Genomic DNA, 21,388 nt, shown 5'->3' on the forward strand with positions numbered 1-21,388 from the left:
CATTGCCATCATTCTGCAAAAGATTTGATTGGATTTGCTTACTTTTGTACTTTATAACCACTTATTAACGGCCTTGTTAGCCCAAGTTAGATGAAAATTAACCTTCGTAGCCAGGACAAATTCGAAAACCGTCATCATGGTAAGGATGAGCAGGAGTTACAGGACATGTTGCGTACTGTCGGAGCTGCTTCTTTGGATGAATTGATAGACCAAACGCTTCCGGCGGCCATTCGTTTGCCAAAGCCATTAAATTTGCCGAAAGCGAAATCCGAGCAGGAGTTTTTGCAGGGAATCAAAAAAGTTGCCCGTAAGAATGCTATTTTAAAATCATATATCGGAACAGGATATTACGATACGATCACACCGAATGTGATTTTGCGTAACATTCTTGAAAACCCGGCCTGGTATACTGCTTACACACCTTATCAGGCGGAGATTGCTCAGGGAAGGCTGGAAATGCTTTTGAATTTTCAAACCGTAATTACCGATTTGACGGGGATGGAAATTGCAAATGCTTCACTTCTGGATGAGGCAACAGCAGCTGCTGAGGCAATGACGATGCTACACGGTCTTCGTCCTGCGGCAAGAAAGAAAGGAAATACTTTTTTTGTCTCTGAACTTTGTCATCCGCAGACAATCGATCTGATCTACACCAGGGCAAAGCCAATTGGAATTGACGTCGTGGTGGGCAATCATGCTACAGTGGATCTTACCGATGAAAATTTATATGCAGTTCTGGTTCAGTACCCGGCAACAAATGGTGAAGTAATTGACTATACTGATTTTATTGCCGCTGCGCATGATGTGAACTTGTCCGTTGCCGTAGCTGCGGATTTGCTAGCCTTAGCACTTCTCAAATCCCCGGGTGAAATGGGTGCCGATGTGGTTGTAGGCTCATCCCAGCGTTTTGGGGTACCCATGGGCTATGGCGGTCCTCATGCAGCATATTTTGCTACCAAAGAATCATTCAAGCGGAATATTCCGGGTAGAATTATCGGGATCTCAGTTGATGCGGAAGGTAATTCAGCGTTGAGAATGGCTTTGCAAACCCGGGAGCAGCATATTCGTCGTGAAAAGGCGACTTCCAATATATGTACAGCGCAAGTACTGTTAGCAGTTATCGCAGGAGCGTATTCTGTATATCACGGACCGGAAGGAATTAAAAATATCGCTGCCCGGGTACATGGACTTACGCACTTGTTTGTTGAGACGCTGAGGAAATTCAATTACAATGTTTTGACAGACCATTATTTTGATACAGTTACCGTTCAGACTCCCCTGGCTAGAAAAATCAAGGAACAGGCGGAGAAATGGGGTATCAATCTGAGATACAATAAAGATGAAACAATTGGTGTTTCGTTTGACGAAGCCAAGACTTTTGATGATGTTATTGCGCTTCTCAATGTATTCGCCGAAGTATCCGGCTTCCAGGGTGAGCTTGTTATAGATGAGGATGCGGAGCTTCTCATTCCTGAAAACATTGCTCGTACGTCGTCTTATCTGACGCATCCTGTTTTCAATCAGCATCATACGGAACATGAAATGCTTCGTTATTTGAAATCGTTGGAAAACAAGGATCTTTCTCTTGTTCACTCCATGATTTCCCTGGGAAGTTGTACCATGAAGCTCAATGCTACCGCTGAAATGATCCCGCTTACCTGGCCTGAATTTGGCGCAATACATCCTTTTGCTCCTACCAATCAGGTTGGTGGGTATGCGCAACTAGTAAGTGAGCTAAATATCTGGCTTTGTGAAATTACAGGCTTTGCAGCGATGTCATTCCAGCCGAATTCGGGAGCACAGGGCGAATACGCCGGACTTATGGCCATTCGTGCTTACCATGAAAGCCGCGGCGATTTCCATAGAAATGTTGTTTTGATTCCTTCTTCTGCACACGGAACAAACCCTGCATCTGCGGTGATGGCGGGTATGAAAGTGGTGGTTACCAAATGCGATGAGCGTGGAAACATAGATGTAGCAGATCTTCGTGCAAGAGCTGAACAATATAGCAATGAATTGTCTTGTCTGATGGTAACTTATCCATCAACACATGGCGTTTATGAAGAAAGTATTATAGAGATCTGTGAAATGATCCACTCGCACGGCGGGCAGGTATATATGGATGGTGCGAATATGAATGCTCAGGTTGGGTTAACCAGTCCAGCCAGTATCGGAGCGGATGTTTGTCACCTGAATTTGCATAAGACCTTCTGTATACCTCACGGTGGCGGCGGTCCTGGCGTTGGTCCAATCGGAGTTGCAGAACATTTGATGCCTTTCCTTCCAGGTCACGTTAATTTTAGTGTACAACCAGTTCATCTTCCGAACGGAGAAGCAGGCGCTGTTTCTGCCGCTCCTTACGGTAGTGCAAGCATTCTGACTATCTCTTATGCCTACATTTCTATGATGGGTGGAGACGGACTTACAAATGCTACCAAATATGCTATTTTGAATGCAAACTATGTTAAGGAACGCCTGAATGGACATTATGAAGTGCTCTACACGGGAACCAACGGACGATGTGCTCATGAGATGATTTTGGATTGTAGACCTTTCAAAGCATTCGGAGTTGAAGCAGAGGACATTGCAAAACGTCTGATGGACTATGGATTCCATGCTCCGACGCTTTCTTTCCCTGTTGCAGGAACACTCATGATTGAACCTACTGAGTCGGAATCAAAAGCAGAGCTGGATCGTTTTTGTGATACCATGATCGCGATCAGAAATGAGATCAGGGAAGTTGAGGATGGCTCAGCCGACAAAGTGGACAACGTTCTTAAAAATGCTCCTCATACATCACGTGTGGTAATGAGCGAGGATTGGAGCCGTTCATACAGTCGCGAAAAAGCTGTTTTCCCGTTACCTCATTTACGCTTCAATAAATTCTGGCCAAGTGTGAGCCGTGTTGACAGTGCCTATGGAGACAGGAATTTAATCTGCTCTTGTATACCTGTCGAAGCTTACGCTGAGGTGGAATAGGCATATTGAAATATAATAATGATCGGGAGCTGTTCTTTTGGGAGCAGCTCCCTTTTCTTTATCAGCTCATAGCTTCTATTAGAAACTTTTATCCGCTACATGTGAGTTATTAGCGCAAAAAAAGCGGATCGATGAGGATCCGCCTGGTATTTAAAGACGAAGTAGTTTTTAGAAATGCCTTTCTCCAATCTCTCTTTTACCCAACATTACCGCCCCTACCATGGCTACAAGTAAAAGAACAGATGCAAGCTCAAACGGTAAGAGGTAATCCCGGAAAAGCATTTTGCCTAAGTTTTCAATCATCCCTATCTGGGAATCAAATTGATTCGGATTGTAGGAAGGAATAAGCGTTTTTCTATACGCTCCAAAGAGAATAACGAAAAGAGTTCCTCCCACAATGGCCCCTGCAATTTTAGCAATATTGGCTTTCGTTTCCTCCTGATCCTGTTTAATGTTCAGGAACATGATCACAAACAGGAATAGCACCATAATGGCCCCTGCATATACGATGATGTTTACAACCGCCAAAAACTGGGCGTTAAGCAAAATATAATGACCTGAAAGTGTGAAGAATGTGAGAATCAGGTAAAGTACACTATGTATCGGGTTTTTGGAAAGTATTACCATCAAGGCACTAAGCACAGTGAGGGCAGAAAGAAAATAGAAAAATGACAGCGTCGGATTCATACAATAATTAGTTACTGCTTCTTATTTTTTATATCAAAGATCAGGGAATAGCCCGCGGAACAACATTGGTAACCTCACCATTTGCTCTTTTCGCATCCAGAGCATGAGCCTCCTCCTTAGTCCATGCTTCACGGGTGTAGCGGTTATTCATATCTTCCACAAGCAGATCTTTTCCCCATATAACCTGATCGCGGTCAGAAAAAACAGGAATAAATTCATCGTGGCGCAGATAAACTGCCTGTTTGGGACAAGCTTCCTCGCATAACCCGCAGAAGATACAACGCAGCATGTTAACTTCATAAACGGCTGCATATTTCTCTTCTCTGTAAAGAGTTTCCTCTCCTTTTACACGTTCTGCAGCAACCATAGATATTGCTTCTGCAGGACAGGCAACAGCGCACAACCCGCAGGCTGTACATCTTTCCCGTCCATCTTCGTCTCTTTTAAGAATATGACGTCCGCGGAAGACCGGCCCAAGGTAGCGTTTTACTTCAGGGTATTGTATGGTGACCTTTTTCGCAAAAAAGTGCTTGATGGTAATTGCCAGACCGGTAGCAATAGCCGGCAGGTAGGCGCGTTCCATCAGCGTCATTTCTTTATTGCTTACTTGCTTCGATCGATTAGTCAATTGCATGGCAAACTGTATTATATGTTTTTAATTCAACCAGGCTGTAATCAACGGCTTAAGAAATAATACCGCCGCACCTGTGATAATAATGTTAAAGATAGCCAGAGGAATCAGTTTTTTCCATCCCAGATTCATCAGCTGATCATAACGGAACCGCGGGATTGTCCAGCGTACCCACATATAGAAAAATATAAAGAATAGCGCCTTTCCGAAGAATACTGCAGTACCTATAAGCGTCGCGATGTTGTGTCCGGTTTGCGATCCCAGTGCAGCAGTGAGTTGATTGTAAACCCAATCCATACCCGGATAGTTATACCCACCAAAATAAAGGACTGATATAATCGCCGACGACACGAACATGTTGATGTATTCAGCAAACAGATAAAAGCCAAGTTTCATACTTCCGTACTCGGTATGGTATCCACCTACAAGTTCTGTTTCGCATTCCGGAAGGTCGAAAGGTACACGGTTACACTCTGCGAAAGAACAGGTAATAAAAATGATAAAGCCCAATGGCTGGTAAAAAATATTCCAGTTTCCGCCATGCTGCTGAGCCACAATTTCACCAAGAGATAGAGAGCTGCTCATCATGAGGATAGCAATGAGCGACAATCCCATTGCTACTTCGTAGCTGATGTTTTGAGAGGCGGCACGAATTGCTCCAAGCAAAGAAAATTTGTTATTGGATGCCCAGCCACCGACCATAATACCGTACACACCAAGCGCAACTACACCAAACACATATAGAATTCCAATGTTTGATTCAACACCTTGCAATACTACTTCGTGACCTTCCCAACGGAAAGTACTACCGAATGGAATAACTGCGCTTGCAAGCAGGGCCGTGAGCATAGCTAAGCTTGGACCGGCGATAAAAAGCCATTTGTTTGCTAGAGCCGGAATGAAATCTTCTTTAAAAAACATTTTTCCAGCATCAGCAAGTGGCTGAAGTAAACCTCCTGGTCCCGCACGGTTTGGCCCCATACGATCCTGAATAAAACCGGCCACTTTTCTTTCTCCCCATGTGGAATACATGGCGATGACGAGGGTCAGGGCAAACACAACAACGATTGTGATGGTTTTGATGACAAACTCCGTTAATTCCATTTTCTAGTTCACAGTTATTTAATGAATCACTTCCGGTGTTTTGGAAGTTAGTTATTTTGAGCTAATAATGAGCGATGATTCGCTTTGTCGTTGTTTTCGATACTTTGCTCACGAATGGTTTCTGTATCGGTTACGTAAGGGCGGCTATCATCAATATTTTTGAACTGAGTTGCAGCCAGCTTCAAGGCGAAATCAGGTTTTTTAACAAGATCAGCACGGTATTTATTAGCAGATATCACCGAACTGCGTTTCACCTTTGTCGGCCCTTCGAGAACCCAGTCACTGGTTTTCTTTCTTTCAAACCGGCAGGTGTTGCAAATGAATTCATTCACTTCACCCCAGGTATTTTTTCTGGCAGTTACTCTGATCACCTCGTCTCCGCGATACCAAACGGTAACTTTTCCTGAGCATTTTTCACAATCACAATGCGCATCTTCCGGTTTGGAGAACCACACGCGATTTTTAAATCGGAACGTTTTATCCGTTAATGCACCAACAGGACATACATCAATCACGTTTCCTGAAAAATCGTTGTCAATAGCTTTTTCTATATAGGTACTGATTTCGGATGCATCGCCGCGGCCCATCACCCCATGTTCTCTTTTATTGGTGATCTGATCAGCGGTGTAAACACAACGGTAGCAAAGAATGCACCTGGTCATGTGAAGCTGAACATAAGGGCCAATATCGATCTTATCGAAGGTTCTGCGCTCTTCTTCGTACCGTGTTTTGGCAGATCCATGCTCAAAAGCAAAATCCTGCAAATGGCATTCACCAGCCTGATCGCATATAGGGCAATCAAGAGGGTGGTTTATCAATAGAAACTCAACAATGCTTTTGCGGGTATCCAATACAGCAGGGTTGGTTGTGTTTTCCACTACCATTCCTTCCTGTACCTGCGTGATACAAGAGGGTACAAGCTTAGGCATTGGACGTGGATCTTTGGCCGAACCTTGTGCAACGCGGACAAGGCATGCCCGGCATTTTCCGCCAGAAGCCGGAAGTGGTTTATAGTAACACATTGCCGGAGGAACCAATCCTGCCTGTGTTTCGTCTGCTTCTGCAATTTTACGTGCAGCTTGCATGATGGTTGTTCCAGGCGCTACTTCGACTTCAATGCCGTCGAAAGTAATTTTTATCAATTGTGGTTTTACTTCTTCCATGCGAAATTATAATTCAATATTCTGCAATATTTTACTTTCGTATATATCGTAAGGCCCAATGGTTGAGCTAAATTTAAGTGTATTCCCGAAACTGTAATTCAGGATGTTTTTCGGGAAATTTCCACGATCTGTTATCACATAGTGAATCTGCCCTTTATCTATCATATTACGAAACTCTGAAAAATCAAAAGTTTGGTTTTTATTGGCTAGATACACCAAATCTTTAAAAGGTGTCAGCGTTTGATTGTAAAGAAAATGTCGGATAAAATAGTCCGATGTAGTTTTACTCTCTACCGAAATCCAATCCTCCTTCTTTAACCCTTTTTCAGTAAGCAGGTACTCAGCTACTTTTCGTTGCTCAATGTAAGTTGCGCTTTGATCATTTAACAGCACATTTTTGTAAGTCATGAAAACAAACAAAGTACAATAAAAATACACAAATAACAGATAAAGTGATATACCTATGCGCCCAAATTCTCCTCCAATTTTACTTCTCTCATTTTTGTCGGTGAAAAAAGCCGCGATTTGTATTACAGCTAAGATAAGGTAATCCTGATAATAGCCAACACCAGCTCCTATTTTCAGACTTGTGAGTGTTGCGAAGAGAAAAAATAAGGGGCTGGCAATAGATAAAAATAGAAAAAACGAAGTTGGTCTTTTCACAAAGTGATAGGCGCTAATCATCAAATTTAATACCATTAGCATTGCAAATTGCAAAACCCAACTTTTCAGAGTCCAGTCATAGAACCAGTCGAAACTGGTTGAATTAGCAACCCCGCCTATAATATTGGTGAAAAATAGTGGAATCGTGTTAACAGGAAGTATGAGGAGGTGGAGACAAAAAAACAGTACTCCGGCCAGCGTTATCCTGAATAGCATTTTCCACTGCCGGATGACTATAAAATAGACTCCGATAGCAATGGAATGAATTGCCCCGCTTTGTTTTACAAAAAATGCCGACACAGCGATAAAAATGGCAAGATACCACCAAGCTTCGCTGTTTTTATCCGAATTAGCTGCTTTGTAAATAGTCAGCAGCAATACTGAAGTAAGCAAAACTAAAAGACTATCGGGCCTGGACCCTGTTAGCAGCCAAAAAGCGAGGACATGATAAATGAATAGAGCAGATAATACAGATACTATCCTGTTTCTTATCGATACCAGATATACCATATACCCGGATAACACACTCGCTAAAATTGTAAATCCAATGGAAAAGGCCCGGCTGGCAAGGAAAACCTTATGAACTTCGAATGCGGTCCAGCTGGTTAGTTTGTAAAAGAACGAAACAATGGAAAAGTAGAGAGGGGTATATTGTGTCAACCTGAATGGTGCTTCTTCAGGATTCGTATATATCGGATCTCCGTTTATGAGCAGCTGTATAGGAAGTATAGTGCTTGTTTCACTGCCCGATATATCGGGCAGATAGCTTAAACTTGCCTTGGTTTTTACGATAAGAAGTACAGCAAAGCTTACTAATCCGAAAATACAGGAAAAGAAAAGAATGTTTCTATTAAGCCAACTGTACCAATTACTCAAACTCATTATACCAATGTCATTTCACCCATATAAACAGCACCGGGTTGTGAAGCTTCTTGCGGATGAGTAATATGCCAAACAAATTCGTCGCGGAAGTGCCTTATTGCGCTGGCAACAGGCCATGCAGCTGCATCCCCAAGCGGACAAATTGTATTTCCTTCTATTTTTTTAGAGATATCCACCAGCAGATCAATGTCGTGCATGCTTCCATGTCCGTGCTCAATTCGGTGAAGCACTTTCTCCATCCAGCCAGTTCCTTCACGGCACGGGCTGCACTGCCCGCAAGATTCGTGATGGTAGAAGCGTGAAAAATTCCAGGTATTCCTTACGATACATGCCGTCTCGTCAAAAACGATAAATCCGCCGGAACCCAACATTGTTCCGGTTGCAAAACCGCCGTCCGAAAGTGATTCGTAACTCATTAGCCGGTCTTCACCATTCGCGGTTTTGGTGATTAGATGTGCTGGCAGAATCGGGACAGAAGATCCTCCTGCAACCAATGCTTTAAGATGATGACCCTTGCGAATGCCTCCGCAGTACTCATCAGAATTAAGAAACTCATCTACGCTTACGCCTAACTCAATCTCGTATACACCAGGTTTTTGTATATGACCCGATGCTGAGATGAGCTTGGTTCCCGTACTGCGCCCAACTCCGATTGCTGCGTAAGCATCACCGCCATTGTTAATAATCCATGGCATGTTGGAGATTGACTCCACGTTGTTGACAACAGTAGGCGACTGATAAAGCCCTTTCACCGCCGGAAATGGTGGTTTATTCCTTGGGTTTCCTCTTTTCCCTTCCAGAGATTCAAGTAATGCGGTTTCTTCTCCGCAAATATACGCTCCGCCTCCTGGTTGCACCACAAGTTCCAGATCGTAACCGCTTCCAAGTATATTTTTCCCCAGGAAACCCTGAGCTTTTGCTTCTTCTATGGCTTTTTCCAGAATGCGGATCACATACATCAACTCGCCACGAACGTATATGAAGGATTTGTTGGCTCCCAATGCATAACTGGAAACGATCATTCCCTCAATTAATAAGTGGGGAATACATTTCATCAGGTGATGATCCTTAAAAGTACCAGGCTCCGACTCATCTGCATTACAAACCAGATAACGCGGCACTCCTTCGGGCTTGGCTAGAAACCCCCATTTCATTCCCATCGGAAATCCTGCTCCTCCTCTTCCACGTACGCCCGATTTCTTAGCTTCTTCCACAACCTCGTCAGGAGTCATGGTTTTTATTGCTTTTTCAACGGCGACATATCCTCCTTGTTTGCGATAAACTTCGAAGGTTTCGATTCCGGGTACGTTTATATGTTCTGTTAATATTTTTCTAGCCATTGCAGGATCAAATTTTCAGCCTTTGAAGGCTTATTTGCTTAATTCGTCTATAATTTCATCGACCTTTTCACGGGTCAGATTCATATAAAATTTCTCACGTATCTGGAACACCGGGCCCCAGCCACAGGCTGCAAGACATTCCACTTCTTTTAATGTGAAAAGTCCGTCAGGCGTAGTTTCCCCGGCCTTAATTCCAAGTTTTTCCTGTAGGTAACCATAGATTTCTTCTCCGCCCATCAAGCAGCAAGGACCAGTACGGCAATATTCAATTACATGTTTGCCAACCGCATCGAGGTGATACATGGTGTAAAACGTTGCTACCTCATACACTTCAACGGGCAAAATGTCCAGCAAACCTGCCACATAGTCCATTACTTCACTACTTACCCATCCCCATTGTTCCTGAGCGACATGCAACACAGGTAGCAAGGCCGACTTCTGGCGTCCGGCCGGGTAACGATCTATGATCTCTTTTACTTTCGCCAGTCTTTCGGGAGTAAAAGCAACAGGATTAGATGTTTCAGTCATTTTTATAATATGATCTTATGAAAATCAAACGGTTGCCGAATTAGCGGCCTCCGATCAGTTGTTCATTTTAAGTTCGTTAATTAAGCATCAAGCTCTCCTGCAATTACATTCAGACTACTCATTGTAAGAATCGCATCTGAAAGCGTACTTCCTTTGCACATCTCAGGGAATGCCTGGTAGTATATAAAACTTGGTCTTCGGAAGTGTAAACGGTATGGTGCCCTTCCGCCATCGCTGATCAGGTAGAAACCAAGCTCACCGTTGCCTCCTTCTACTGCGTGATAAACCTCTCCGTGTGGAGCATCTATTTCGCCCATCACGATTTTGAAATGGTAAATAAGTGCTTCCATGCTACCATAAACCTCTTTTTTAGGAGGTAAATAATATTCAGGAGCGTCAGCATAGTATGGACCTTCCGGTAGATTGTTGAGCGCCTGTTCTACGATTTTCAGGCTTTGCCACATTTCTTCTATACGTACATTGTATCTATCAAATGTGTCACCGCTTTGCCCGATCGGAATGCTGAAATCGAAATCTTCATAAGAAGAATAAGGATTCATTACCCTCACATCATAGTCGAGCCCGGCTGCTCTGAGGTTTGGGCCTGTAAAGCCATAAGAAAGTGCTCTTTCCAGAGATATACCACCAACGTTGATGGTACGGTCCATAAAGATCCTGTTACGACTCATCAACTTTTCAAACTCTTGTAGTACAGGAGGAAAAGTTTTGATGAAATCACGGATTTTGCGAATTGCTGTACTAGACAGGTCACGTTCCATCCCTCCGATACGCCCCATGTTGGTGGTAAGCCGTGCACCGCACACTTCCTCATAAATCTCATAGATATCCTCACGTTTTTGCATAACGTACAAGAATCCGGAGAAAGCTCCTGTGTCAACACCAAGGATACTGTTGCATATTAAATGGTCGGAGATACGTGCCAGTTCCATCATGATCACGCGTATGTATTGAGCGCGCTTGGGAACTTCAATCTGTAGTAATTTCTCAACTGTCATGTGCCATCCGAAGTTGTTGATCGGAGAGGAACAATAGTTCATGCGGTCTGTCAGCGTGGTTATCTGATAGAACGGTCGCCTTTCAGCAATTTTTTCGAAGGCACGATGTATGTAACCAATGGTTTGTTCACCAGAAACGATCTTTTCGCCATCCATTTTCAGGATGTTTTGAAAAATTCCGTGTGTAGCAGGGTGAGTCGGACCGAGGTTTAGCGTTGTTAATTCTTCTACCAATTCAGGTAACTCGGCCTGAGAAGGTACGTTATGTGGTAATAATTCAATATCTGCCATAGCTTACTTTGTTCAGTAACGGGTTATCGGCCAAAAAGAGCGTCGATTTTATCCTCACGAGTTGCATCTTCCAGCGGATATTCCTTGCGCATTGGAAAGTAATCCATCTCTTCAATATTCAGGATACGAATCAGGTTAGGATGGCCGTCAAAAAGGATTCCGTAAAAGTCGAAGGTTTCACGCTCCATCCAGTTTGCAGAAGCATAAAGTCCTGTTGCAGTAGGAATGTGAATGTCTGCTTCCGGAATATATACTTTAATACGAATACGGAAATTATGAATGAAACTGTGCAGGTGATACACGACCATAAACTCCTGTCCCTTGTTCTCGGGATACTGCACACCAGTTAAATCCGTAAGGAAATTGATCTGATATGATTTATGATCTTTCAGAAACTCCAGAACAGGGATAATATCTTCCCTGGTTGTTGAGAGTGTCAGCAATCCGTATGGCTCTTCAAAGTCATACACCTGCTCACCAAATTTTCCCAATAGCTCTTCTGCTACTTCCTGGTTACTTAGCATAGGGTAATTATTGAATATTATATGATGCTAACAAATGTTGATATTCATCCGTATTTCTTCTGCGGAGTTTTTCATTCTGTGCCAGATATTGAATGTGCATCAGTCCGTCAATAATCTGTTCAGGACGCGGAGGGCATCCTGGCACGTAGCAGTCTACGGGAATAATACGGTCAATTCCCTGTAAAACGCTGTATGTATCGAAAATACCACCGCTGGAAGCACATGCTCCCACGGCAAGAACCCAACGTGGTTCCGCCATCTGGAGATATACCTGCTTCACTACAGGTGCCATTTTTTTCGCGATGGTACCCATCACCATCAGAAGGTCTGCCTGGCGGGGTGAAAAACTCGGACGTTCGGAACCGAAACGGGATATATCGTAATGGGCTCCCATAGTTGCCATGAACTCAATACCGCAGCATGAAGTGGCAAATGGAAGTGGCCATAAAGAATAACTTCGCGCCAGACCTATCGCTTCATCAAATGAGGTAGCAAAAAAACCTGATCCACTATGTCCTTGCGGTGCTTCCGCTATAGTTACTTCTTTCATGATTTATAAGCTTTTGGCTGTAAGCGTTGAGCTGTCAGCCAGATTTGTCAATATAACTGATTCCTCTTTGAGACGATATGCTTGTTTGTAAAATTCTCAGGAGAGGAAGCGGGTGTTACTCTTCCCAGTTCAATACTCCTTTACGAATTATATAGTAGAATCCGGACAGTAACATCGCCATGAACAATAACATTTCAACAAAGCCAAACATTCCCAGTTCTTTGAAATTAACTGCCCATGGATACATAAAGATTACCTCCACATCAAACAACACAAAAAGAATCGCCACAAGAAAGTACTTTACAGATATGGGTGTTCTTGCGTCACCAACAGATTCGATACCACATTCAAATGGATCATCTTTGAGTTTGCTTTTACGGCTGGGTCCGATCAAATGCGTTACGATCATTGTGCCGCCTATAAATCCTGCTGCCAGCAGAAACTGAACGAGAATAGGCAGGTAGTCCGAAGGGAAATATGAATTCTTCATCAATAACTTTATTTCAAAAAGTAATAACTCTTCCTGTATCAGTCAAAATTAGCCTTTGCAAATTTATCAATCAAATTCTTTACTTTTTCTTTTATCTAATTAGTATCATACTAAATAAGCCCCGGAAGACCGGGGCTTATTTATAAACAAAAAAATAAATATTATCTATCTGATCACAATTTGCTTGGTAAGACTGGTGTTTTGGCCTGTAACACGCAAGATGTATTTGCCGGCAGCAAGGGTACTTACGTCCAGCTCCAGTCTGCTGTTTAGTAATACCGGAGGCGTGATGCGGATTACTCTGCCGAAGATATCGTAAAGTGTTACAGATGCGTCTCTGATATCGTCACGGGACTCCACATAAATCCTTGCTCCCTGGCTTGGGTTAGGATATATCACTATTTCGTTTGATTCGTTCGTTTTAAACTCACGCGATGCGGAATCAGAGTAGCAGGTTAATGAATTATTCCCAAGGGTGAATACAACCTGAGCGCGGGTAGAGTAGATACCTGTTTTTAAGATTTTGATCACGTTAGCAGTCGTGTCCTGGTCGGAACCTGGGCGACGCCAGAGATACTTTTCATTCAGACCTTGCTCAGCAATACTCGCAGTAACACTAAACGGACCTCCCGCTTCAATTACAGGCTTACTGATTGCAGGGCGTATTATAAGAGATGAAGCGTCTGAATTGTCGGAAACACATCCAAAAATATTCTGAGCCCTAACCTGATAGTTACCCGCTTCTCCGATTTTGATGGAGCTGCCCGTACCTAATACATTTGTTGAGCCAGCTACAAACCAGGAGTACGTATTATTTTCGGGTGCTACTGAAAACTGGAAAGCAGAATCAGCACAGGCTTGCTGAGGTCCCTGTTGCATAATGGTTGGCTTAGCTGGTTTTGCATCTTTTTCAAGAATTACAGCCGACGCAATAATGGTGTTGCCAAAATCATCTTTAACCACGGCACTGTATTTTCCAGCCTGGCTTACGGTTATTGAACTTCCCGTTGCTCCCGGTATAACAGCTCCTGTAGTTTCATTCTGCCACCTGTAAGATTTATAAGTAGTAGGCAAAGAAATAGTGACGCCGTTGTTTCCGGTTGTACAAATTGCTGAAAGTGCCGGAACGGGTTCTGATACAACCGGTGGAACCCTTGAAAAGAAGCTTGCATTCAGACTTTCATTCCAGGCATTTGCAAGTAGGGTTAACGATTTAACACCCGAGAAGTGTGTTCTGTCACCATTCCCGTCGCCAAGTCGTTCGGGGTCAAGAGGGTCAGTCTCCGGGCCAGGCCAGGTTGGATTAAAACTTTGATCAATAACGGCATTTTGAGCCGCAATAATGGCTGGATATATCTTATTGGGTACAGTTTCAAACTCGGCAATTCGGCTGGTCCGGGCTATAACCCAGGTAATACGCTTACCTGTATGGATACCAAGGCTATTCATCAGCGTTTGTAGATTATCTCTGTATCCGGCTACTAAATTATTATCTTTATCATTTTTAAGACCATCCGATTCGCCCTGCATCCATAGTATTGCCCGCAAACCATATTGGCTCGCATAGTTTTGTGCAGAAATCCTTAAATTGGCATACGGCATGTGTAAAGGCATGGTGTAACCAAAAGGCGTGGTGGTCGGTTTTCCTTGTGAACTTAGCGCCCAGTCTTTTGCAGATGTACCTTCCCAGGCGGTATTTATAAATAAAACCGGCATGTTCAGTTTAGTTACAAGCATGTCTCCCAATATTCCCCAGCACCATGCAGTTTGACCACGCGGTGAAATGAAATTAGTGTTTGAAGTAATTTTTGAAAAAACAGGAACTGGCGGATCATCAAGTTTGTCAACAACATCGTTGATGTAGTTGGAGATGTATTGAACCCGATCGTCAACGGCAGAAGGACCACCGAATTTTTTCAAGCCTTGAGCGTTAGACTGACCTGCTATAATAAATACCTCACCAACGCCTAGTCTCTGAAGCACTGCACGTCCCACTACCTGGCCTGCAACCGTTCCGCGCACCTCAACAGTGTACCAGCCGGCGTAAATCAGTAAATTCCCCTGATAAGCACCTCCCTTAGGAGCTACCTGCAGTTCTTTCCATGCGGTTGCTATTCCCTGACCTTCAATCACAGGAATGGCTCTTGCTTCAATTTTGTCAACAGGTACAGCGAATGTACCGGCAATGGTTACTTCGCGCTGGCCAGTAACATCCCTCTGGTATACGGAGTTGGTTATAGGAGAGGTAATGGTAATTTGTGAAAATACTGTTGCGGGTATGATGCAGAGCAACAGTAATGTTTTAAGCATTACCCTGGTAGCGAATTTACTATGCATTTGGTTTATTGGTACAGGTAAAGTCTCTCATAGTCAGAAAGAATGATTTGATAAAGTGGCTGATTTGTCTAACAGATTAGTTTTAGACAAATGAACGACAAATTTAGAAAAATTATTTCGTCAATAATATAACTATTCCGTTTTTCTGGAGTAATTGTCAGTTTTGCTTTGGAGGCTATCTGACCACAATGAATTTTTGAGATGCATTGAAAGTGGAAGAAACGATTCGGACAATGTATATTCCTGATGCGAGATCTGAGATATTAAAGATCTGCCGTTGGTCAAACTGAACTGTCCTGTAAGTTTTGTGAATCACACCTCGTATATCTATTATCTGCACTTCTGCATTAACTATATCCTGAACCGTTTCAATCAACAATTTCCCATCGGTTAATGGATTAGGATAGGCCACCATGCCATTGTTTTTATCATCTGCCACAAACACGAAAGGAGCGGAGTAATCGGAAAAACATGTTAGAGTAGGGCTGTAAACCACCGTATTGTTAACTACGTAGCTGCCAGATTTAACTGCCTTTAATGTTGTTCCTGTTTCGGGTAAAACAGTCTGTTCAAGCTTCCATACGTGATCTCCGTCGTTAATATTGTTTTCTGCCAGCAGTGTAAAAACACCAATTTTTCTGATTGTCGGGGGTGTTGGAGATGGTTTCACATCTACCGTAATTTCCGAAGAAAAAGGAGACAGACAACCTTGTAAATCTTTAACTCTTGCCGAGTAGGCTCCAGACGTCAAAACGTGGATAGAATCTTTTTCGGAACCAGTGTTCCATATAAAGTTAGCTCCGTTGGATGCCTGTAACGCTACAAAATCACCATCGCAAAATGTGGTGGCGCTAAGCGGTGTAACGAGTGGGGCAGGAGGAAGAGCGAGTGTTGATACGCCGATTTCATTACTTCGGTCCGAATAACATTGAAACTGGTTAATGGTTTGTACACTGTAAGTTCCATCTTTTGTGACCTTTATGGACTGACTGGTAGATCCGTTGCTCCACAAGAAACTGTTGGCAGTAGTGGATTGTAGATTTACACTCAAATCTGCACAGAAGACAGTAGGGCCGTCAGCTGTAATAACGGGCGTGGGAGGTAACGGGTTTACTGTCACCTGAACACCGGCAGATGGTTTGGATACACAACCGTTTTGGTCACGGGCTGAAATGGTATAGTTTCCAGACTCGTAAATATTAACTTCCTGTCCTCCTGCACCGTTACTCCACAGGTATTCGTGGGTTTCGCTACTTCTAAGTGTTGTAAAATCACGTAAACAGAATGTAGTTGGTCTTAAAGTGGTTATAGAGGGTGTAGCCGGAAGAGGATTTACTTTGATCGTTACCGGATCTGAGTTGGATTCGCATCCGTTAGAATCGCGCTGTTTTAGGGTAAAGGTCCCCGATTGGTTAACGGTAATTGTTTTATCGACAGCAGAATTGCTCCACGTATTCCCATTATCATAACTCGATGTAAGGGAAACATTACCTCCTTCACAGAAGTCTGAAGGGCCACTTAAATTGATAGCTGGTTTTGCCGGTAAAGCATTGACTTTTACAGTAACAGGATCTGATTCAGGAGAAAAACATCCTAAATTGTCAACGGCTCTCACACGGAATTCTCCGGACGACCGTACCTGGATGGATCCGGTATTAGCGCCATTGGACCACAGATTATTTACTTTGGAATTGGACTGTAAATTCACTTCACCGCCATCACAGAAAGTAACGGCCCCCGACGCACTGATGGTGGGTTTTTCAGGTAGCGGTGAGGTAAGAATGGTAATGTTAGTTTTAGAAGATGACGATTCACAACCGTACACATTTCTGGTAGTAACAAAATATTCCCCACCAGTGGTGACAGTCAAATGATCATTGGTTGCACCATTATTCCAGCGAATGTTGTCATTGGTACTGGAAATTAAAACGGCAGTATTTCCAAGGCAAACCGGGTTACTTCCCTGCAAGGTAACCTGGGGTTGCGAAGGAGTAATGGGTTCATTGATCCTGATCTCCGGGGAAAAAATCACATTTCCCTTCGCATCACGTGCGGTAACACGGTATGTACCGTTCCCCACCTGTATTGTGCTGGAATTTGATCCTGTACTCCAGTTTATATTTGAGTAGCCGTTCGAATTAACAGAAAGTGATACATTGTTATTGCCAGCACAACTAGCGGTTACCTGCAATTGAGAAACTGCCTTATAGGGCTCCGACCGTGAAAAGTAATCGTCGTTAAGTTGATTATTCCAAGCCTCTGCGAGTGTTGTCAGTCCTTCATGATGAAAATGAACTTTATCCTTATCAGTTCTTGGTATTTGAATAACATCTGTATTGGGACCTGTAAATACATTTGAAACAGTACTAATTACTTTTTTTTGTGCATCTATAATTCCTGGAGCTACTCTGGCGTCACTGTAAGAAGTAAGCGAAACCATCCAGGAAATATTTTTGCCTGACTCGTTTCTGCTGGCGTTAATTACTGCCTGTAAATCGCTGGCATAGGAATCTGAGGAAGTGTTAAAGTGATTATCACCTTCGCCCTGTATCCAAAGTACTCCACGGACGCCTGTAATGGGTACATAATATTGCAAAACAGATCGTAAATTACTGTATGGAGCTCCCGATGGTTCGTATGGAACAAATCTATCCTCGATATAAGGAGATCTTGCTGTGCCCGTAATACTTTCGCGCCAGCTCCTTACAATGGTTCCATCCCAGGCTACATTGTAAAACAAAATAGGCACTTGCAAACGATTGGCGAGCAGGTCTCCCAATTTTCCCCAACTCCAGGCACCAAGTCCACGAGGAGAAATCTGTGTATCAGATTCCAGGTGTGTGAATGAAGGGTAAGGCAATGCACTGGTGGAGGAATTGTGATTATTAAAATCAATACAACTCACACGGTCGTCGTTCGCTCTTTGTGCGCCAAAGTCAAATCCATCTTTGTTAACGAATCCTTGCCCATTGGATTGGCCTGCTATAAGGAAAACTTCCCCTATACCAATTGGTGAAACCGAGTGTTCACCCACTTTTTGATCACCGCGCATGCCTCTTACTTCAAGATTGTACCAGCCACCCGTGGAGCTGATGCTTCCTGCAAAAAATCCTCCCTGCGGATTGGCGTGAATGGTAATCCAATCTACGTTATTTCCGCCGTTTATCGGAGTGAGTTTTGCCTCAATCCGATCAACGACTTTGGTGAAACTACCTGAAACGTAAATGGTTGCAGAGTTGTTTTTGTCTCGCTGGAACACAGCGCGGGAGGTCGGATAATCAATATTTAGCTGGGCTTTTACATCCGTAAATGCAGTAAGTATGAGGACCCAGGTAACAAGTGGTAAACAGTATTTCATTAAAACCGGATAGTTATTTCATTCCAAAGTAACTCTATTGACACATATAATGTACCAATAGGTTGCCTCTGAAAGTAAAAAATTATTAAGCGGAAAGGGGATTGTTGATCACATCCCAAATACGATCCTTTAATTGCTCTATACCCTCTTGTGTTACAGCGGATATAAACAAATACGGAATTCCATCGGGAATATTGCTTTTTAGCTCTTCTCGTTCTTCGTCAAGAATGACGTCGGATTTGGAAATGGCCAGGATTCGGCTTTTATCTAAAAGTGAAGGGTTGTAAATGGTCAGCTCACGAAGTAATGTCTCGTATTCGGCTTTAATATCCTCGCTGTCTGCGGGAACCAGAAATAACAATATGGAATTTCTTTCTATGTGTCTCAGAAAACGCAGCCCAAGTCCTTTTCCCTGGCTGGCTCCTTCAATAATGCCCGGAATATCGGCCATTACAAACGATTTGTAGTCGCGATAGGGTACCACACCGAGGTTGGGCACCAAAGTGGTAAAGGGATAATCAGCAATTTCGGGGCGCGCTGCCGAAACTGCGGAGAGTAATGTTGATTTTCCGGCGTTGGGAAATCCAACCAAACCAACATCGGCAAGTACTTTCAGTTCAAGAATAACCCATGCTTCAAGTCCGGCTTCGCCAGGTTGTGCATGTTGGGGCGTTTGGTTGGTAGCTGATTTGAAATGGTCATTTCCCATTCCACCACGTCCGCCCTTTAAAAGAATAATTTCTTGTCCGTCCTCTGTAATTTCAAAAAGCTGTTCGCCGGTTTCCGAATTTCTGGCAACTGTTCCGAGTGGAACTTCAAGAATAATGTCTTTCCCGATGGAACCGGATCTGCGGCCTCCTTCACCAGCTTTTCCGTCAAATGCTTTAACGTGCTTGGTGTATTTTAAGTGTAATAACGTCCAGAGTTGTGAACTTCCCTTGAGTATGATGTGCCCCCCACGTCCGCCATCTCCACCATCCGGGCCTCCTTTTTCAACATGTTTTTCGCGCCTGAAATGCAAAGCTCCCGCACCGCCAGAACCGGAACGCACGTTGATTTTCACATAGTCAATAAAGTTAGATGACGCCATACTTAGTGTTGTTGATGAATACTTTGAGCGATTGTTTATTTTGAAGTAACTGAATCAATCGCCTTGTTAATTTCTGCAAATATAGTTTCTATTTCACCTATACCCTCGATCGGAACAAATTTACCTTGTTGCTGGTAGTAGTCGGCAACCGGTTTCGTCTTGCTGTTATACTCGTGAATTCGCTTGCTGATCAGTTCTTCGTTCTGGTCATCAGGACGTCCGGAAGTCTTACCACGGTTCAGCAAACGGGAAAGTAACTCACTATCGTCTACCACAAGTGCAATCATAACCGAAATGCTTTGATCGTAAGTTGCCAATAACTCGTCCAGCGCTTCGGATTGCTTAACGGTTCTTGGAAATCCATCAAAAATAAATCCGGCGGCATCTCTGTGATCCCTCAATTTATGGTCAATCATTCCGATTACCACTTCATCGGGAACAAGTAAACCCTGATCCATCAAAGTCTTAGCTCTAAGTCCCAGTTCTGATCCAGCCTGAATTTCGGAACGCAGCAAGTCGCCGGTCGAAAGGTGTATCAAATTGTACCTGGCTATAATTTTTTCACTTTGAGTGCCCTTCCCGGCACCTGGGGGGCCAAACAGTATAAGATTCAGCATAGTCGCTTGTTAAATTGGATGTCGCAGACGATTGGTGTTTTCGGCAAATTTACAATTCTTAATAGATGTCTCCCTATTTAATTGTATTCTTTTCAACAAAATATCTCAATTATTGTAACATTCATGGTAGAAATGGCACGAATCGATTCATTCCTACCATCATGTTAGTAAAATTGACATGTAACCAAGATTTACGATCTGAATATTGCAATTAATAACGCATAAAAAATCCCTCCGGCCTAAAACCAGAGGGACTGAAAATCTACCTTGATTAAATTAAGGAATTACAACTCTTTTTACTGCGCCATCTTCGTTCTGCACTACTGTAACAAAAACAGTCCCTTTTGTATTTTTCTTCAGGTCAATTTGTCCCACAAAGTTGCCGCTGAAATCCTTGATGTCTTTTTTACCAACTTCTTTGCCCTTAACATCTGTTACAATAATACTAAGGTCGCCTTTCTGAGGAACCTGGAAACGCAGGTTTAACACACCGTTGTCAGGATTGTTGGAATATACACTAAGATCCCGAACGGTTGCTGCTTTTTTAGACTCGCGGCTCCATGATTCTCCCAGGCGGTCTCCGAAATTCTCCATATCCCGCATCATCACCCGTGCTTTTGGTTTGAAATCTCTTTCGAAATTCCGCATGTGCGTGCGTAATTTTTCAGTATCAAAGTTAAAGTCCTTTGAAAAGTCATCGCTCCAATTGAACACAAGCGGTTCCCGGTCATCGCGGCGATCCACAATCACGTTTCTACGCTTTCTGGTCATAGTTTGCTTATCACCATCACCGTCGTCAACAGTTACCGAAACGATCTTTCCGCCAGTTTTAGAGTCGACACCGAGTGAATCCAGGACTTTGTCTACAAACTCTTTTCTTTCATCGTCGTTCATGCTTTTTACATGATACTCTTTTTCGATTTCTTTGCTTTTGCCGTCACCATCTTCCGATACTCTGACACGGATCGTTGTCTTTTTATCCTTGTCCGAAATTTTCTTGTCTTTGTCGGTCGACTGGGCCTGTGCAGAGAAGCCTGCAATGGTGAGAAATGACAGGAATACTCCCTTTACAAAAATATGTTTCATGGCATTTTATTTTGTGAATGAATCAATTACAAATTTAAAAAGTGCTTTTTGT

General features: G+C 43.2%; 17 protein-coding genes. 1 reads left to right on the forward strand and 16 read right to left on the reverse strand.

The window, feature by feature from the left end:
- The first annotated feature begins 90 nt into the window (after positions 1-90).
- The gene (gene gcvP / locus LZG71_RS17920; RefSeq protein WP_233822603.1) at positions 91-2,979 is read left to right on the forward strand and encodes an aminomethyl-transferring glycine dehydrogenase; all 2,889 of its coding nucleotides are present in this window, start codon (positions 91-93) and stop codon (positions 2,977-2,979) included.
- 168 nt (positions 2,980-3,147) lie between these two features.
- Here gcvP and LZG71_RS17925 read toward each other — a convergent pair whose 3' ends face one another.
- From LZG71_RS17925 to LZG71_RS18000, 16 genes are all read right to left on the reverse strand, one after another.
- Positions 3,148-3,666 (reverse strand): NADH-quinone oxidoreductase subunit J, encoded by a 519-nt coding sequence (locus LZG71_RS17925; RefSeq protein ID WP_233822605.1) that lies wholly within the window; start codon positions 3,664-3,666, stop codon positions 3,148-3,150.
- 40 nt (positions 3,667-3,706) lie between these two features.
- Entirely contained in the window at positions 3,707-4,300 is a 594-nt protein-coding gene (locus LZG71_RS17930; RefSeq protein ID WP_233822607.1) for an NADH-quinone oxidoreductase subunit I, read from the reverse strand.
- 21 nt (positions 4,301-4,321) lie between these two features.
- Positions 4,322-5,401: an NADH-quinone oxidoreductase subunit NuoH gene (gene nuoH, locus LZG71_RS17935; protein WP_233822609.1), complete on the reverse strand. Its 1,080-nt coding sequence runs from the start codon at positions 5,399-5,401 to the stop codon at positions 4,322-4,324.
- A 47-nt stretch (positions 5,402-5,448) separates the two neighbouring features.
- Complete coding sequence (locus LZG71_RS17940; RefSeq protein WP_233822611.1) at positions 5,449-6,564, reverse strand: 2Fe-2S iron-sulfur cluster-binding protein; 1,116 nt, start codon at positions 6,562-6,564, stop codon at positions 5,449-5,451.
- A 6-nt stretch (positions 6,565-6,570) separates the two neighbouring features.
- Positions 6,571-8,109 (reverse strand): glycosyltransferase family 39 protein, encoded by a 1,539-nt coding sequence (locus LZG71_RS17945; RefSeq protein ID WP_233822612.1) that lies wholly within the window; start codon positions 8,107-8,109, stop codon positions 6,571-6,573.
- Positions 8,109-9,449 (reverse strand): NADH-quinone oxidoreductase subunit NuoF, encoded by a 1,341-nt coding sequence (gene nuoF / locus LZG71_RS17950; protein ID WP_233822614.1) that lies wholly within the window; start codon positions 9,447-9,449, stop codon positions 8,109-8,111. Before nuoF ends, LZG71_RS17945 begins: the two co-directional genes overlap by 1 nt.
- A gap of 30 nt (positions 9,450-9,479) precedes the next feature.
- Positions 9,480-9,977 (reverse strand): NAD(P)H-dependent oxidoreductase subunit E, encoded by a 498-nt coding sequence (nuoE, locus tag LZG71_RS17955; protein ID WP_233822616.1) that lies wholly within the window; start codon positions 9,975-9,977, stop codon positions 9,480-9,482.
- 80 nt (positions 9,978-10,057) lie between these two features.
- On the reverse strand, positions 10,058-11,284 hold the full coding sequence (gene nuoD / locus LZG71_RS17960) for an NADH dehydrogenase (quinone) subunit D (RefSeq protein ID WP_233822618.1): 1,227 nt from the start codon (positions 11,282-11,284) through the stop codon (positions 10,058-10,060).
- Between the two features lie 23 nt (positions 11,285-11,307).
- Complete coding sequence (locus tag LZG71_RS17965; protein ID WP_233822620.1) at positions 11,308-11,808, reverse strand: NADH-quinone oxidoreductase subunit C; 501 nt, start codon at positions 11,806-11,808, stop codon at positions 11,308-11,310.
- A 7-nt stretch (positions 11,809-11,815) separates the two neighbouring features.
- Positions 11,816-12,358, reverse strand: coding sequence for an NADH-quinone oxidoreductase subunit B (locus tag LZG71_RS17970; protein ID WP_131959598.1), 543 nt, complete (start codon positions 12,356-12,358; stop codon positions 11,816-11,818).
- A gap of 115 nt (positions 12,359-12,473) precedes the next feature.
- Positions 12,474-12,848 carry an NADH-quinone oxidoreductase subunit A gene (locus tag LZG71_RS17975; protein ID WP_233822622.1) on the reverse strand — a complete coding sequence of 125 codons (375 nt, stop codon included), beginning with the start codon at positions 12,846-12,848 and terminating at the stop codon, positions 12,474-12,476.
- 165 nt (positions 12,849-13,013) lie between these two features.
- A complete protein-coding gene (locus LZG71_RS17980; protein ID WP_233822624.1) occupies positions 13,014-15,185 on the reverse strand; it encodes a T9SS type A sorting domain-containing protein in 2,172 nt (723 codons plus the stop codon).
- 175 nt (positions 15,186-15,360) lie between these two features.
- Entirely contained in the window at positions 15,361-18,543 is a 3,183-nt protein-coding gene (locus LZG71_RS17985; protein ID WP_233822626.1) for a T9SS type A sorting domain-containing protein, read from the reverse strand.
- An 85-nt stretch (positions 18,544-18,628) separates the two neighbouring features.
- Complete coding sequence (obgE, locus tag LZG71_RS17990; RefSeq protein ID WP_233822628.1) at positions 18,629-19,633, reverse strand: GTPase ObgE; 1,005 nt, start codon at positions 19,631-19,633, stop codon at positions 18,629-18,631.
- Positions 19,634-19,668: 35 nt separating this feature from the next.
- Positions 19,669-20,250: an adenylate kinase gene (locus LZG71_RS17995; RefSeq protein WP_233822630.1), complete on the reverse strand. Its 582-nt coding sequence runs from the start codon at positions 20,248-20,250 to the stop codon at positions 19,669-19,671.
- A gap of 276 nt (positions 20,251-20,526) precedes the next feature.
- Positions 20,527-21,336 carry a T9SS type A sorting domain-containing protein gene (locus tag LZG71_RS18000; protein WP_233822632.1) on the reverse strand — a complete coding sequence of 270 codons (810 nt, stop codon included), beginning with the start codon at positions 21,334-21,336 and terminating at the stop codon, positions 20,527-20,529.
- Positions 21,337-21,388: the final 52 nt, after the last annotated feature.

The sequence above is a fragment of the Dyadobacter sp. CY312 genome, from assembly GCF_021390535.1.
In the GTDB taxonomy this organism is placed as follows: domain Bacteria; phylum Bacteroidota; class Bacteroidia; order Cytophagales; family Spirosomataceae; genus Dyadobacter.

What these genes read in the sequence shown, in the direction of transcription:
- LZG71_RS17930 (WP_233822607.1), bottom strand. Translation starts at nt 4,300, where the DNA reads ATGCAATTGACTAATCGATCGAAGCAAGTAAGCAATAAAGAAATGACG.
- LZG71_RS17985 (WP_233822626.1), bottom strand. Translation starts at nt 18,543, where the DNA reads ATGAAATACTGTTTACCACTTGTTACCTGGGTCCTCATACTTACTGCA.
- gcvP (WP_233822603.1), top strand. Translation starts at nt 91, where the DNA reads ATGAAAATTAACCTTCGTAGCCAGGACAAATTCGAAAACCGTCATCAT.
- nuoH (WP_233822609.1), bottom strand. Translation starts at nt 5,401, where the DNA reads ATGGAATTAACGGAGTTTGTCATCAAAACCATCACAATCGTTGTTGTG.
- LZG71_RS17975 (WP_233822622.1), bottom strand. Translation starts at nt 12,848, where the DNA reads ATGAAGAATTCATATTTCCCTTCGGACTACCTGCCTATTCTCGTTCAG.
- LZG71_RS17945 (WP_233822612.1), bottom strand. Translation starts at nt 8,109, where the DNA reads ATGAGTTTGAGTAATTGGTACAGTTGGCTTAATAGAAACATTCTTTTC.
- nuoD (WP_233822618.1), bottom strand. Translation starts at nt 11,284, where the DNA reads ATGGCAGATATTGAATTATTACCACATAACGTACCTTCTCAGGCCGAG.
- nuoE (WP_233822616.1), bottom strand. Translation starts at nt 9,977, where the DNA reads ATGACTGAAACATCTAATCCTGTTGCTTTTACTCCCGAAAGACTGGCG.
- LZG71_RS17925 (WP_233822605.1), bottom strand. Translation starts at nt 3,666, where the DNA reads ATGAATCCGACGCTGTCATTTTTCTATTTTCTTTCTGCCCTCACTGTG.
- nuoF (WP_233822614.1), bottom strand. Translation starts at nt 9,449, where the DNA reads ATGGCTAGAAAAATATTAACAGAACATATAAACGTACCCGGAATCGAA.
- LZG71_RS17980 (WP_233822624.1), bottom strand. Translation starts at nt 15,185, where the DNA reads ATGCATAGTAAATTCGCTACCAGGGTAATGCTTAAAACATTACTGTTG.
- LZG71_RS18000 (WP_233822632.1), bottom strand. Translation starts at nt 21,336, where the DNA reads ATGAAACATATTTTTGTAAAGGGAGTATTCCTGTCATTTCTCACCATT.
- obgE (WP_233822628.1), bottom strand. Translation starts at nt 19,633, where the DNA reads ATGGCGTCATCTAACTTTATTGACTATGTGAAAATCAACGTGCGTTCC.
- LZG71_RS17995 (WP_233822630.1), bottom strand. Translation starts at nt 20,250, where the DNA reads ATGCTGAATCTTATACTGTTTGGCCCCCCAGGTGCCGGGAAGGGCACT.
- LZG71_RS17940 (WP_233822611.1), bottom strand. Translation starts at nt 6,564, where the DNA reads ATGGAAGAAGTAAAACCACAATTGATAAAAATTACTTTCGACGGCATT.
- LZG71_RS17965 (WP_233822620.1), bottom strand. Translation starts at nt 11,808, where the DNA reads ATGCTAAGTAACCAGGAAGTAGCAGAAGAGCTATTGGGAAAATTTGGT.
- LZG71_RS17970 (WP_131959598.1), bottom strand. Translation starts at nt 12,358, where the DNA reads ATGAAAGAAGTAACTATAGCGGAAGCACCGCAAGGACATAGTGGATCA.